Genomic DNA, 14,411 nt, shown 5'->3' on the forward strand with positions numbered 1-14,411 from the left:
GCTCTCCCTTATTTCGCCAATGGCGTCTGGGGCGCGGCGGTCGAGGCCTGCTGCGTGGGAGCGGAGATTTCCTTGGGCTCCACTGCCATGCCCGGGTAGAAGATCTTCTGCGCCCCGTTCAGCACCACCCGGTCGCCGGCCGCCAGCCCCGCGCTGATCACCCGCAGGCCATCCAGCTGGCGACCGAGGGTCACGTCCTTGCGCAGGGCCTGGTTTTGCGGGCCGATGACGTACACGTATTTGCGGTCCTGGTCGGTTTGCACCGCGCGGTCGTCGATCAGCACGGCGCGGGTCTCGCTACCGCCTTCAAGACGCACCCGGGCGAACAGGCCCGCGGTCAGCCGGCGCTCGGGATTGGGCAGCACCGCGCGCACGCGGATGGTGCCGGTGGCCGGGTCGACCTGGTTATCCAGGAAGTCCACGGTGCCGGTCAGGGGAAAGGTCCCGACATCGTTGGCCAGGCCGACCCTCACGGTATTGCTCACCCCCGGGCGCTGGCCCTTGCCCAGCAGTTCGGTGTAGCGCAGCAGGCTCTGCTCGTCGGCGTCGAAATAGACGTACATCGGGTCCTGGGAAACGATGCTGGTCAATATGCTCTGGTCGGCCTGGGCCAGGTTGCCGAGGGTCAGCATGGCCCGCCCGACGCGCCCGGAAAACGGCGCGCGGACCTGGGTGAAATCGAGGTTGAGCTGGGCCGTGGCCACTTCGGCGACGGCCGCGTTCACATCCGCCACGCCCTGGGCCAGGGAGGCGCTGCGAATATCGCCCTCCTCCCGCGACAGCGCCGACTGCCTGACCAACGCCTGGCCGCGGCGGTCCTGCTCGGTGGCCAGGCGCACCGTGGCGCGGGCCCGGGCTAGCCGGGCCTGGGCACTGGCCAGCGCCTCGCGGTACGGACGCGGGTCGATGACGAACAGGGTCTGGCCCTTTTCCACCTCGTCGCCCTCGCGGAACGCCACCCGGTCGACATAACCGCTGACCCGCGGCCGCAGGTCGACGGCATCGATCGCACTGATACGGCCATTGAACAGGTCCCACTCACGCACCGCCTGCACGCTTACGGTCGTCACCTCGACCACCGGCGCCGCGGCGGCGACCGGCTCGCCCTTTTCGTTACAGCCGCCCAGCGCCAACAGGAGGCACAGCGCTCCCAGTCGATGGGTTGAAGAACTGCTTCGACCGAGCACCCGGCGAATTCGATTCATGAAAGTGGACTCCGCTGTCACTGCACTGTTGATTTATAGGCAGGCGGAATATAAAAGTTAAAGTGAACTTTAAGTAAAGCCCCTTCGGAGGGCCCATGAACAAATCAAGCGAGCCGCTGCTGACCATCACCGAAGTCGCCCAGCGCAGTGGCGTCATGGCCTCGGCGCTGCGTTTCTACGAGTCCCGCGGGCTGCTCCACTCGATCCGCGTGGGCAGCGGCCACCGCCGCTACCCGCGCTCGGTCCTCAGGCGGATCGCCTACATAGTGTTCGCCCAGCGCATCGGTTTCTCCCTGGATGAAATCATCCAGCAACTGACCGGCCTGCCCATCAACACCGCACCGGCGGGTGCGGACTGGCGGCGCCTGACCGCCACCTGGAAAACCCGGGTGCAGCAACGCATCGCCGAACTCGAACGGCTGAACATGAACCTGGAGGAATGCATAGGCTGTGGCTGCATGTCGCTGGAACACTGCGGGCTCAACAACCCCGAGGACATCTACTCGCGCAACGGCTGCGGCGCCCGGCGCTGGCTGGGGGACCAGAAGATTGTCGTTGCCCCTGGGCAGGAGGCGGATTGATCACAGGGTCGCCAGCCCTCCTGGGCGGCGACCGATATACCTGAACACCCAGCCCTAGCCGCGCAACACGAACACCGGGAACATCTCGCGCAGGTGCTGCCACAGGTCGGGCACCAGCACCTGTTGCGGTGTGCTGGGCAATTGCGGGTCGAGCATGCGTGCGGTGCGCACCATCTGCACGGCGAAGCGCTTGACCCCCAGGGCTTGCAGGCGCTGGCCGAGGAGCAGCAGGCGCGCCGGCTGCAACAGGTGCCAGTGCACGGTGGTGCGGCATTCGTAGTCGACGCCGCTGGCCAGCAACAGCTCCAGGCTGCGCCAGTTGGCCTTGCCGCTGCCCGGGACGCCGGTGAGCATCGGGGCGTCTTCGGCCAGGGCCTTGACGTCGAAGCCAACCCAGTCGGCGCCGGCCACCGCCCGGGCAAAGGCCGCCGGCTTGATGCCGGCGCTGTGCAGGCCGATGCGAAAGCCCATGGCGCGCACTTCGTCCATCGCCCCCGGCAAACCGTCCTGCAGGGTCGGCTCGCCGCCACTGAACACCACCGCGTCCAGCAGGTCCTGGCGGCGTTGCAGGAAACTCAGGACCCGACACCAGTCCAGCTCCTCGCTGCCCCGCGGCGGGATCAGTTGCGGGTTGTGGCAGTAACGGCAACGCCAGGCGCAGCCCTGGCAGAACAGCACGCAGGCGAGCAGCCCCGGGTAGTCGAGGGTGGTCAGGGGCACCATGCCCCCGACCCGCATCTTTCGGCTCATTGGCGCCCTGCCGCGGTCGCCTGTTCGGTGAAGTGCACGCGCTCGCGGTGCTCGGACTGTTTACCCGGGTTGAACGCCGAGACCGGGCGGTGATAACCCATCACCCGGGTCCAGACTTCGCAGCGCTGGCGTTGCGCCTGGGGCAATGTGTGTTGTGCGCTCATGGTCAAACTCCTTGCGGTTGGGGGAAGGCAGGTCAGTGCACGGTGTCCGTAGCCTGGGCATGCAGCAGGGCTTCGTCGCACTTGGGGCAGAACTCGTGTTCGCCGTCGAGGTAGCCATGCACCGGGCAGATGGAAAAGGTCGGGGTCACCGTCAGGTACGGCAGGCGGAAGCGTCCCAGGGCCTTGCGCACCAGCTGCTTGCAGGCCGCGGTCGAGGAAATCCGCTCGGCCATGTACAGGTGCAGCACGGTGCCGCCGGTGTATTTGCATTGCAGTTCGTCCTGCAGTTCCAGGGCCTCGAACGGATCGTCGGTATAGCCGACGGGCAACTGCGAGGAGTTGGTGTAGTACGGCGCCTCGCGGCTGCCGGCCTGGAGAATGCCGGGGTAACGCTTGAGGTCTTCCTTGGCGAAACGGTAGGTGGTGCCTTCGGCCGGGGTCGCCTCAAGGTTGTAGAGGTGGCCGGTTTCCTCCTGGAAGCGCACCAGGGTCGCGCGCACATGGTCCAGCAGCCTGAGGGTGAACTGGCGGCCCTGCTCGGTGTGCATGCCCTGCTCGTCGCCACTGAAATTGCGCAGCATTTCGTGCAGGCCATTGAGGCCGATGGTGGAGAAGTGATTGCGCAGCGTGCCCAGGTAACGCTGGGTGTAGGGGTACAGGCCGGCGTCCATATGGTGCTGGATCACCTTGCGCTTGACCTCCAGGCTCTCCATCGCCAGTTCCATCAGCGCGTCCAGGCGTTGCAGCAGGCCACTGGTATTGCCCTTGAACACATGACCCAGGCGCGCGCAGTTGATCGTCACCACGCCCAGGGAGCCGGTCTGCTCCGCCGAGCCGAACAGGCCGCCGCCGCGCTTGAGCAGCTCGCGCACGTCCAGCTGCAGGCGGCAGCACATGGAGCGCACCTGGTTGGGCTGCATGTCCGAATTGAGGAAGTTCTGGAAATACGGCAGCCCATAGCGGGCGGTCATCTCGAACAGGCGGTCGGCGTTCTCGCTGTCCCAGGGAAAGTCATGGGTGATGTTGTAGGTCGGGATCGGAAAGGTGAACACCCGGCCCTTGGCGTCGCCAGCCTGCATCACTTCGATATAGGCGCGGTTGAGCAGGTCCATTTCCACTTGCAGCTCGCCATAGGCAAAGGGCATTTCCTCGCCGCCGATCACCGGGACCTGCTCGCGCAGATCCTCCGGGCAGACCCAGTCGAAGGTCAGGTTGGTAAAGGGTGTCTGGGTGCCCCAGCGCGACGGCACGTTGAGGTTGTAGATGAACTCCTGGATCGCCTGGCGCACCTGGGGGTAGCTCAGGCGATCCTTGCGCACATAGGGCGCCAGATAGGTGTCGAAGGAACTGAAGGCCTGGGCCCCGGCCCATTCGTTCTGCAAGGTGCCGAGGAAATTCACCATCTGCCCCAGGGCGCTGCTCAGGTGCCGGGGCGGCCCGGCCTCGACCCGCCCCGGCACGCCATTGAGGCCTTCATGCAACAGGCTGCGCAGGGACCAGCCGGCACAGTAGCCGGCGAGCATGTCGAGGTCGTGGATATGCAAGTCCGCCTCGCGGTGGGCGCGGCCGATCTCCTGGCTGTAGACCTCGTCCAGCCAGTAGTTGGCGGTGACCTTGCCGGACACGTTGAGCACCAGCCCGCCCAGGGAATACCCCTGGTTGGCGTTGGCCTGCACCCGCCAGTCCTCGCGGTCGAGGTACTCGTTCATCGAGGCCGCCACTTCGACCAGGGTCTTGCGGTCGCGACGCAGGCGCCCGTGCTGTTCGCGGTAGACGATGTAGGCGCGCATGGCGAGGAAGAAACCGGCGTCCATCAGCACCCGCTCGACCCGGTCCTGGATCTGCTCCACATGCAGCCGCGCATGCCCCTCAAGGTGGGCCAGCACCGCCTTGAGCAAGCCCTCGGCCTCGACTTCGGCGTACTCGCCGCTGGCCTTGCCGGCGGCGATCAACGCCTGGCGGATCTTGTCCGCATCGAAGGCAACCAGGCTGCCATCGCGTTTGTGCAGGCGGTTGTTGCCCACCCTGATCAGCGTGCTGTGCATTTGACCTCCGCATACTACATATAGATATTTTTGATTCTTAGAACACAAGATGCAGTGAGATTACGAAGAGTGCGTTGGATTGCCATTGATCGTGATCAAGTTTTTTTGGGGTGGTGTACATATCCGTTGCTGCGGTAACGGCTGCTTAGGGTTCCGCCCTTACGGCGGGTCACTTTGGAAAGGCCCCAAAGTAACCAAAGGGCCCAGCCCCTGGCGTCCGGTCCTCGCTAAGGCTCGGATTCCCTCGCTCCGGTCCTGCTCCGTGGGCCGCCGCCACAGGCCATCCATGGCCTGGGGCGGCTAACTCGGCATCCCTGCCGAGTTGCCCACTGCGCAGAACCTCCACTCGGCCTCCCGATGGGGCAAACAATCAAAAGCAACGCGAGGCGGCCTACCGGCCGGCCTGTGTTTGAAAGCGTGCGTTCTGCAGCCCTGTAGCCCTGTAGCCGCTGCCGCAAGCTGTGATCGGCTGCGCAGCAGACGCAAACCCTGCCTTCCGGACTTACCTGCTACACCGCGTCGTCAGGTTTGGCGGGCGCTTCGTCGGAGTGCCGCCCAGCCCGATCGCAGCTTGCGACAGCGGCTACAGGGAGCGCACTCCCCCAAGGCCGGCCGGTAGGCCGCCGTCTTGCTTTGGCTTTTGATCTGAAGGCCCCGTTAACCACGATGGCCGAACGCAGGCATTGAGCCGTGGGTAACCCGGCAGGGATGCCGGGTTAGCCGCCCCAGGCCATGGATGGCCTGTGGCGGCGGCCCACGGATCAATGCCGGAGTGAGGGCATGCCGAGCCTAGGCGAGGCACCGAGTGGTGGGGCAAAGCGCTTTGGTTACTTTGGCGCTCTTCCAAAGTGACCCGCCGTAAGGGCGGAACCCTAAGTAGCCGTTACCGCAGCAACGGATATACACACCGCCTCACCCCCCACTCATATTCATAAACCGCACCAACTGCACCGTACCTCCGGGGCTAAAGTCGTGGCGCCATGGCTTACGCCGCAAAGCCTGCTGCAAGGCATCGATCAACGGCTGATCATCCAGCGGATACCGCCGCAGCAAACCGCGCAGGTCCAGGGCATCATCCTGCCCCAGGCACAACAACAGCTTGCCTTCGACAGTCATCCGCACCCGATTGCAGCTGCCACAGAAGTTATGGCTGTTGGGCGAGATAAAGCCGATGCGCGTCTGCGGATGGCGCTCCAGGCGCACGTAACGCGCCGGCCCGCCGCTGTTCTCGGTGCTGTCGAGCAAGGCATGGCGGCTGGCGATCAGCGCCCGCACCTCGTCGCTGGAGCAGAAGGACTCGCCCCGGGAACGGCCGACGTCGCCCAGGGGCATTTCCTCGATGAAGCTGATGTCGATGCCCTGCTCGATGGCGTACCGCACCAGTTGCGGCACCTCCTCGAAGTTACGGCCCTTCATCACCACGCAGTTGAGCTTGACCCGCTCGAACCCCGCCCCGCGCGCCACCTCGATGCCGCGCAGCACCTGGTCGAGATCGCCATTGCGGGTGATGGCGCGAAACTTCTGCCCGTCCAGGCTATCGAGGCTGATGTTGATGCGCTTGACCCCGGCCTCCGCCAGCGGCCGGGCCAGGCGCTCCAGCTGCGAGCCGTTGCTGGTCATCACCAGTTCGCGCAGGCCCGGCAAGGCCGCAATGTTGCGACACAGCCCGACGATGCCCGGGCGAATCAGCGGCTCGCCGCCGGTGAGGCGGATCTTGCGCACGCCCTGGCCGACGAACAGCGCCGCCAGCCGCTGCAACTCCTCCAGGGTCAGCACCTGCTGGCGCGGCAGGAAGGTCATGTTCTTCGCCATGCAATACACGCAGCGAAAATCGCAACGGTCGGTCACCGACATCCGCAGATAGTCGATCTGCCGCCCGAAGCCGTCCTGCATCATCTTGCTCATGGCCTTCCCCTTACTGCACCAGCGGCGAGTCGGCGCCTTGCAGCTGAATGCCACGGATGTCCGCGGCGCCGATCAGGGTTTGCAGGTACTGCACCACCGCCTTCTGCCAGACGCCCTGTTGCAGCTGGTTGCGGATCGCCGTCGCCACCGCCTCGTAAGGCAGCGCCTGGCCCTCGACCCGCTGATCGACGCTGACCACATGCCAGCCATAACGGCTTTCCAGCGGCTTGGCCGCCAGCCCCGGCGCCAGGCTGAACAGCTGGCGCTCCAGTTCCGGCACGGTCTGGCCCTTACTGATCTGCCCCAGGGAGCCGCCCTGGGCCTTCGACGGGCAGGCCGAGTACTTCAGCGCCAGTGCCGCGAAACTGTCGGGCAACTCGTCCAGGCGTTGCAGCAGGATTTCCGCCTGGACCTGGGCCGTGCTGCGCGCCCCGGCATCGTCCGGCGCGCATTCGAGCAGGATGTGCCGCACCGCCAGCAAGGGCGCGCTGTGAAAGCGCCCGCGGTTGTTGTCGTAGTAACGCCAGCACGTGGCCTCGTCGCACTCCGGCACCTGCACCTCGCGTTCGAGCAGCAGGCGGGTGGCGGCCTCCTCCTCGTTCTCGCCGGCGCCGATCTGCAGGGTCAGGCCAAGTTCGGCGATGCGCTGCTGCAACAGCTCGCGGATCACCAGCGCCCTGGCCGCCTGATACACCGCCTCCTCGCGGCTGGCCGCCGGGTGATATTGCAGCTCCTGGGCCATCGCCTGCAGGGTGATCGGCACCTGGTTGACGCTGATGATCGGCCACTCCTGCTCACTGCTGGCGATCAGTTGCACGGGCGCCTCGTCAGTGGCCACGGGCTCATGGCCCGGCGGCGTGAAAGCCTGCACGCCCACTTCCACTTCACTCTCTGGCACCAGCGGTTCTTCGCGAGCCGAAGACCCGCAACCGCCGCTGCCGCCTTTACCGCCGCCACATCCACATCCAGACATGACAACCTCCTCAGATTTTCTGCCGCACGATTTGATAACGCCGCCCCAGGTACCAGACCGGCGCGCTGACCATGTGCACCAGGCGGGTAAAGGGGAACAGCACGAACAGGGTCAGGCCGAGGAACACGTGCAGCTTGTAGGTCAGGCCGACCGGCGCGATGGCCGCCGCCGCGTCCATGGGCCGCAACATCAGGGTGTTCTGCGCCCAGTCGGCGAGCATCACCATCACCGAGCCGTCCATATGGGCGGTGGAGGCGACTATGGTCAGCAGGCCGAGCAGCAACTGCGCCAGCAGCACCAGCAGGATCAGGATGTCCGAGGGGCTCGAGGTAGCGCGCACCCGTGGATCGGTGAGGCGGCGCTTGATCAGCATCAGCAAACCGATCAGGCACAGCAGGCCGAAGAAACCGCCGGAGACCATCGCCAGCAACTGCTTGTGCTCGGTGCTGATCACATGGTGATAGACCGAGGCCGGGGTCAGCAGGCCGACGAAGTGCCCGGCCAGGACGAACAACACGCCGACATGGAACAGGTTGCTGGCCACCCGCATGCCACGGTTGTCGAGCATCTGGCTGGAGCCGGCCTTCCAGCTGTACTGCGACAGGTCGAAGCGCGCCCAGCTGCCCAGCAGGCAGATCGCCAGGGCGACATAGGGATAGATCCCGAACACCAACAGATTCCACTTAGACATTGCCCACCTCCCCGGCTGGCGCGGCGGCCAGCCCCTGATGCTGAAAATCCACCCAGTGCAGCGGTACCGCGCTTTCCTCCCGGGGCTTGCCCGGCGCGCTCGGCATGGCGCTGCAACGTTCCTGCTGCTCGGCCTTGAGAAAGTCCACCGCCTCCTCTTCCCAGATCTTGTCCAGGGCTTCGAGGGAGTCGTCGCGCGGCTCGGCCGCCACCTGCTCGCGCAGGTCGGCCACCGCCTGGTGCGGCTCCTCGCCAGCGATCTGCAGCAAGGCGCGGAAGCAACTGGCGTAGGCGCTCTCGCGTTCCTCCAGGCGCGCCGCCAGCAAGGCCAGCAAGTGCGCGACATCGGCCAGGCCCTCGCGGGCCTCGAGGTCGTCGCGGGTGGAGAGGAACTCCAGGTACAGCGGGATGTAGTCCGGCAGCTCCTTGATGCCGATGGCAAAGCCGGCGGCTTCGTACTGGGCGAGCATGTCGACCATGGCCTGGCCGCGGTCGCGGGACTCGCCGTGCACATGCTCGAACAGCAGCAGCGACAGCGAGCGGCCACGGCCGAACAGCGCGCCGTAATGCTCCTGGCCATCCATCAGGTCGTTGGCGCAGATCAGCTCCAGCAACTCGAACAGCGCGCCGCGCTGCTTCGGGCTGATTTCCCGAGCCTGGATGATCGCCTGCTCCAGCTCGTCGCGGCCCTCGATCAGGGTTTCGCTCGGGTAGTCGAGCAGCAGCGAAATCACTTTAAGGATGCGCATGCTCATTCCTCCCACAGCTGCACGGTTTTCAGGACGTCGCGGCGGTTGGCCTTCTTCGCCCCGAACATGTTGGTGTCGGAGCTGCCGCTGCAGCCGCTGCCGAAACTGAAGCCGCAACCGGAACGCTCGGCGAAGGCGTCGCTCATGGCTTCCTCGCGGTGCGCGCTGGGCACCACGTAGCGGTCTTCGTAGTTGGCGATGGCCAGGTAGCGGTACATCTCCTCGACCTGGCTCACACTCAGGCCGACCTCTTCGAGCACCCGCAGGTCCTGCACGCCTTCGACCTGTTCGGCGCGCTTGTAGGCACGCATCGCCAGCAGGCGCTTGAGGGCGCGCTTGACCGGTTTCTCGTCGCCCGCGGTCAACAGGTTGGCCAGGTAACGCAGGGGAATGCGCAGGCTGTCGACATCCGGGATCACCCCGTTCATGCCCACGGTACCGGCGGCCGCGGCGTTCTGGATCGGCGACAGCGGCGGCACGTACCAGACCATCGGCAAGGTGCGGTATTCCGGGTGCAGCGGCAGCGCCAGCTTCCAGTCCACCGCCATCTTGTACACCGGCGAACGCTGCGCGGCGTCGATCACCGACTGCGGCACGCCGTCTTCCAGGGCCTGGCGGATCACCGCCGGGTCATGCGGGTCGAGGAAGATTTCCAGCTGCTTCTCGTACAGGTCCTGCTCGCTGGCGGTGCTCGCCACTTCGGCGATGCGGTCGGCGTCATACAGCAGCACGCCGAGGTAGCGGATGCGCCCGACACAGGTCTCGGCGCACACGGTGGGCATGCCCGCCTCGATCCGTGGGTAGCAGAAGATGCACTTCTCCGACTTGCCGCTCTTCCAGTTGAAATAGATCTTCTTGTACGGGCAGCCGCTGATGCACATGCGCCAGCCGCGGCACTTCTCCTGGTCGATGAGGACGATGCCGTCCTCTTCGCGCTTGTAGATCGCCCCGCTCGGGCAGGACGCCGCGCACGCCGGGTTCAGGCAGTGCTCGCACAGGCGCGGCAGGTACATCATGAAGGTGTTTTCGTACTCGCCGTAGATGTCCGCCTGGATCTGGTCGAAGTTCTTGTCCTTGCGCCGCTTGGCGAACTCGCTGCCGAGGATCTCCTCCCAGTTCGGCCCCCACTCGATCTTTTCCATGCGCTTGCCGGACACCACCGAGCGCGGCCGCGCGGTCGGCTGGTGGTCGCCCAGGGGCGCGGTGTGCAGGTGCTGGTAGTCGAAGTCGAACGGCTCGTAGTAGTCGTCGAGGCTCGGCAGGTCAGGGTTGGCGAAGATGTTCGCCAGCACCCGGAACTTGCCGCCGATGCGTGGGTTGATCGAGCCGTTGGCGTTGCGCACCCAGCCGCCCTTCCACTTGTCCTGGTTTTCCCATTCTTTCGGGTAGCCGATCCCGGGCTTGGTCTCGACGTTGTTGAACCAGGCGTACTCCATGCCTTCGCGGCTGGTCCAGACGTTCTTGCAGGTGATCGAGCAGGTATGGCAGCCGATGCATTTGTCCAGGTTCAGGACCATGCCGATTTGTGAACGAATCTTCATGACAACTCCTCAATCCATCTCGGTCGGCAGGGGGCGTGGCAGCTCATCGCCGTCCGAGCCATCGAGCCAGTCGACGCGGGCCATCTTGCGCACCACGACGAACTCGTCGCGGTTGCAACCGACCGTGCCGTAATAGTTGAAACCGTAGGCCTGCTGGGCATAGCCGCCGATCATGTGGGTCGGCTTGAGCACCACCCGGGTCACCGAGTTGTGGTGGCCGCCGCGGGTCTTGGTGGTCTCGGCGCCGGGCACGTTCACGATCCGTTCCTGGGCGTGGTACATCATCACCATGCCCTCCTTGACCCGCTGGCTGACCACCGCCCGGGCGGTCGCCGCGCCGTTGGCGTTGAAGCATTCGATCCAGTCGTTGTCCTCGATGCCGGCGCGTTGCGCGTCGATTTCCGAGAGCCAGACAATCGGCCCGCCACGGCTCAGGGTGAGCATCAGCAGGTTGTCGCTGTAGGTGCTGTGGATGCCCCATTTCTGATGCGGGGTGATCCAGTTCAGGACGATTTCCGGGTGGCCATTGGTGCGCTTACCCTTCACCGCCTCGATGGTCCGGGTGTTGACCGGCGGCCGGTAGCTCATCAGCTGTTCGCCGAACGCCTGCATCCACGGGTGGTCCTGGTAGAACTGCTGGCGACCGGTGATGGTGCGCCACGGGATGTTCTCGTGGACGTTGGTGTAGCCGGCGTTGTAGCTGACGTGATCGTCCTCCAGGCCCGACCAGGTGGGGCTGGAAATGATCTTGCGCGGCTGCGCCTGGATATCGCGGAAGCGGATCGCCTCGTGGGCCTTGGACAGCGCCAGGTGGCTGTGGTCGATGCCAGTGAACTCGGACAGCGCGGCCCAGGCCTTGACCGCCACATGGCCGTTGGTTTCCGGGGCCAGGGACAGGATCACCTCGGCGGCGTCGATCGCCGTGTCGATCTTCGGCCGGCCCTGGCTGAGGCCCGCCGCGCCCTCGCGGTAATTCAGCTCGCCGAGGAATTTCACTTCCTCGTCGGTGTTCCAGTTGATGCCCTTGCCGCCGTTGCCGAGTTTTTCCAGCAGCGGCCCGAGGGAGGTGAACTGCTTGTAGATGTTCGGGTAATCGCGCTCCACCACTTGCAGGTTCGGCGCGTTCTTGCCCGGCTGCGGGGCCACGCCCGCGGTTTTCCAGTCGGTGCCGCCGAACGGCTGGGCCAGCTCGCCGACGCTGTCATGCAGCAGCGGCACGGTGACCAGGTCCTGCTCCACGCCAAGATGCCCCACCGCCATGCTGGAGAACGCCTTGGCGATGCCCTTGTAGATTTCCCAGTCGGAGCGGGATTCCCAGGCCGGGTCGATGGCCGCCGACAGCGGGTGGATGAAGGGGTGCATGTCCGAGGTGTTCATGTCGTCCTTCTCGTACCAGGTGGCGGTCGGCAGGACGATGTCGGAATACACGCAGGTCGAGGACATGCGGAAGTCCAGGGTGGTGACCAGGTCGAGCTTGCCGATGGCGCCCTCGTCCACCCATTCGGCCTCTTGCGGCTTGCAGTCGCCGACCTGGCCGATGTCCTCGTTCATCACCCCGTTACGGGTGCCGAGCAGGTACTTGAGCATGTACTCGTGGCCCTTGCCCGAGGAACCCAGCAGGTTGGAACGCCAGATGAACATGTTGCGCGGGAAGTTCTGCGGGCTGTCCGGCTGTTCGCAGGCAAAACGCAGGCTGCCTTCGTGCAGGCTCTTGACCACATAGTCCTTGGGCGCCATGCCGGCCGCGGCGGCGTCGCGGCAGATGTGCAGCGGGTTGCTGTTGAGCTGCGGCGCGCTGGGCAGCCAGCCGGCGCGTTCGGCGCGGATGTTGTAGTCCAGGGCGTGTTCGGGGAACTGGCTCTTGTCGGCCAGCGGCGAGAGCACGTCGTGCATGCTCATCTTCTCGTGGCGCCATTGCGAGCTGTGGGCGTAGAAGAAGCTGGTGCCGTTCATCTGCCGTGGCGGACGGCTCCAGTCCAGGCCGAAGGCCAGGGGCAGCCAGCCGCACTGCGGACGGAGTTTTTCCTGGCCGACGTAGTGGGCCCAGCCGCCGCCGGTCTGGCCGACGCAACCGCAGAGCATGAGCATGTTGATCAGCCCGCGGTAGTTCATGTCCATGTGGTACCAGTGGTTCATCGCCGCGCCGACGATGATCATCGAACGGCCACGGGTCTTGTCGGCGTTGTCGGCGAACTCGCGGGCGATCTGGATCGCTTTCTCGCGGCTGACGCCGGTGATCTGCTCCTGCCAGGCCGGGGTGCCGGGCACGCTGGCGTCGTCGTAGTCCTTGGCCACGTTGGCGCCGCCCAGGCCACGGTCGATGGCCAGGTTGGCCGCCGACAGGTCGAACACCGTGGCGACCTTGACCTGGCTGCCGTCGGCCAGGGTCAGGCTGCGCACCGGCACCCGGCGGTATTGCACGGCATCGCCGGCCACGTGCTGGAAGTGCTCCTGGGTTTCGCCGGCGAAATACGGGAAGGCCACCTCGGCGACATCGCCGCCGATCAGGCTCAGGCTCAGGTCGATCTCGCGGCCCTCACCGCCTTCACGGGCAAGGATGTTCCACTTGCCCTGCTCGCCCCAGCGATAGCCGATGGAGCCCTGGGGCGACACCAGCTCGCCGCTGGCGTCGATGGCGATGGTTTTCCATTCCGGGTTGTTGTCCTGGCCGAGGTTGCCGGCCAGGTCCGAGGCGCGCAGGAAGCGGTCCGGCTGGTAGCCGGCCCCCGGCGCGGTGCCGAGCATCGGCTTGAGCAGCACCAGCACCGGCAGGTCGGTGTAGCGCTTGGCGTACTCGGTGAAATAGGCGCTCGGCCGGTCGAGGTGGAACTCCTTGAAGATCACATGATTGAAGGCCTGGGCCAGCGCCGCGTCGGTGCCCTGCTTGGGGTTGAGCCAGAGGTCGGTGAGCTTGGCCACCTCCGAATAGTCCGGGGTGATGGCCACAGTCTTGGTGCCCTTGTAGCGCACCTCGGTGAAGAAGTGCGCGTCGGGGGTGCGGGTCTGCGGAACGTTGGAACCCCAGGCGATGATGTAGTTGGAGTTGTACCAGTCGGCCGATTCCGGCACGTCGGTCTGCTCGCCCCAGACCATAGGCGAGGCCGGCGGCAGGTCGCAGTACCAGTCGTAGAAGCTCAGGCAGGCGCCGCCGATCAGCGACAGGTAACGGGCGCCGGCGGCGTAGCTGACCATCGACATGGCCGGGATCGGCGAGAAACCGACGACCCGGTCGGGGCCGTATTGCTTGATGGTGTAGACGTTGGCCGCGGCGATGATCTCGTTGACTTCCTCCCAGCTGGAACGGATGAAGCCGCCCATGCCGCGCTTGCTCTTGTAGGACTCGGCCTTGGCCGGGTCCTCGACAATGCTCGCCCAGGCTTCCACCGGCGCCAGGCTCTGGCGTGCCTGGCGCCACAGCTTGAGCAGCGGCTTGCGGATCTTCGGGTACTTCAGGCGGTTGGCGCTGTAGATGTACCAGCTGTAGCTGGCGCCCCGCGGGCAGCCGCGCGGCTCGTGGTTGGGCAGGTCGTTGCGGGTGCGCGGGTAGTCGGTCTGCTGGGTTTCCCAGGTGATCAGGCCGTTCTTCACGTAGATCTTCCACGAGCAGGAGCCGGTGCAGTTCACCCCGTGGGTGGAGCGCACGATCTTGTCGTACTGCCAGCGCGAGCGATAGACGTTCTCCCAGTCGCGGGACTCCTTGCGGGTTTCCCCGTGGCCGTCGGCGAACTCGCTTTGCTTGCGGTTGAAGAACCGCAGTTGATCCAACAAATGACTCATGGTGCTTTCCTCTCAGGCTTGCCGCGGGGTT

The 14,411-nt window shown here is 65.6% G+C and carries 11 protein-coding genes; 1 reads left to right on the top strand and 10 read right to left on the bottom strand.

The features are described from left to right. Nucleotides 1–8: 8 nt before the first annotated feature. Nucleotides 9–1,205: an efflux RND transporter periplasmic adaptor subunit gene (locus J4D52_RS10630; RefSeq protein WP_110721773.1), complete on the bottom strand. Its 1,197-nt coding sequence runs from the start codon at nt 1,203–1,205 to the stop codon at nt 9–11. Nucleotides 1,206–1,300: 95 nt separating this feature from the next. Here J4D52_RS10630 and soxR point away from each other — a divergent pair, with 95 nt between their 5' ends. Then, on the top strand, nt 1,301–1,786 hold the full coding sequence (soxR, locus tag J4D52_RS10635) for a redox-sensitive transcriptional activator SoxR (protein WP_025810422.1): 486 nt from the start codon (nt 1,301–1,303) through the stop codon (nt 1,784–1,786). A 54-nt stretch (nt 1,787–1,840) separates the two neighbouring features. Here soxR and J4D52_RS10640 read toward each other — a convergent pair whose 3' ends face one another. From J4D52_RS10640 to J4D52_RS10680, 9 genes are all read right to left on the bottom strand, one after another. After that, entirely contained in the window at nt 1,841–2,536 is a 696-nt protein-coding gene (locus J4D52_RS10640) for an anaerobic ribonucleoside-triphosphate reductase activating protein (RefSeq protein WP_169914095.1), read from the bottom strand. Then, entirely contained in the window at nt 2,533–2,700 is a 168-nt protein-coding gene (gene nrdD, locus J4D52_RS10645) for an anaerobic ribonucleoside-triphosphate reductase (RefSeq protein WP_025810414.1), read from the bottom strand. The genes J4D52_RS10640 and nrdD overlap by 4 nt, the downstream gene beginning before the upstream one ends. A 32-nt stretch (nt 2,701–2,732) precedes the next feature. Further along, a complete protein-coding gene (locus J4D52_RS10650) occupies nt 2,733–4,745 on the bottom strand; it encodes a ribonucleoside triphosphate reductase (RefSeq protein WP_102677341.1) in 2,013 nt (670 codons plus the stop codon). 912 nt (nt 4,746–5,657) lie between these two features. Then, a complete protein-coding gene (moaA, locus tag J4D52_RS10655; protein WP_102677025.1) occupies nt 5,658–6,650 on the bottom strand; it encodes a GTP 3',8-cyclase MoaA in 993 nt (330 codons plus the stop codon). Nucleotides 6,651–6,660: 10 nt separating this feature from the next. Continuing rightward, entirely contained in the window at nt 6,661–7,623 is a 963-nt protein-coding gene (locus J4D52_RS10660; RefSeq protein WP_102677024.1) for a peptidylprolyl isomerase, read from the bottom strand. A 10-nt stretch (nt 7,624–7,633) separates the two neighbouring features. Then, on the bottom strand, nt 7,634–8,314 hold the full coding sequence (narI, locus tag J4D52_RS10665; protein ID WP_025810410.1) for a respiratory nitrate reductase subunit gamma: 681 nt from the start codon (nt 8,312–8,314) through the stop codon (nt 7,634–7,636). Beyond that, a complete protein-coding gene (gene narJ, locus J4D52_RS10670) occupies nt 8,307–9,062 on the bottom strand; it encodes a nitrate reductase molybdenum cofactor assembly chaperone (protein ID WP_102677023.1) in 756 nt (251 codons plus the stop codon). The genes narI and narJ overlap by 8 nt, the downstream gene beginning before the upstream one ends. A gap of 2 nt (nt 9,063–9,064) precedes the next feature. Further along, entirely contained in the window at nt 9,065–10,603 is a 1,539-nt protein-coding gene (narH, locus tag J4D52_RS10675; RefSeq protein WP_025810408.1) for a nitrate reductase subunit beta, read from the bottom strand. Between the two features lie 9 nt (nt 10,604–10,612). Further along, the gene (locus J4D52_RS10680; protein WP_102677022.1) at nt 10,613–14,380 is read right to left on the bottom strand and encodes a nitrate reductase subunit alpha; all 3,768 of its coding nucleotides are present in this window, start codon (nt 14,378–14,380) and stop codon (nt 10,613–10,615) included. Nucleotides 14,381–14,411: the final 31 nt, after the last annotated feature.

The organism is Pseudomonas sp. GW460-12-10-14-TSB1 (genome assembly GCF_017349775.1).
Lineage (GTDB): Bacteria > Pseudomonadota > Gammaproteobacteria > Pseudomonadales > Pseudomonadaceae > Aquipseudomonas > Aquipseudomonas piscium.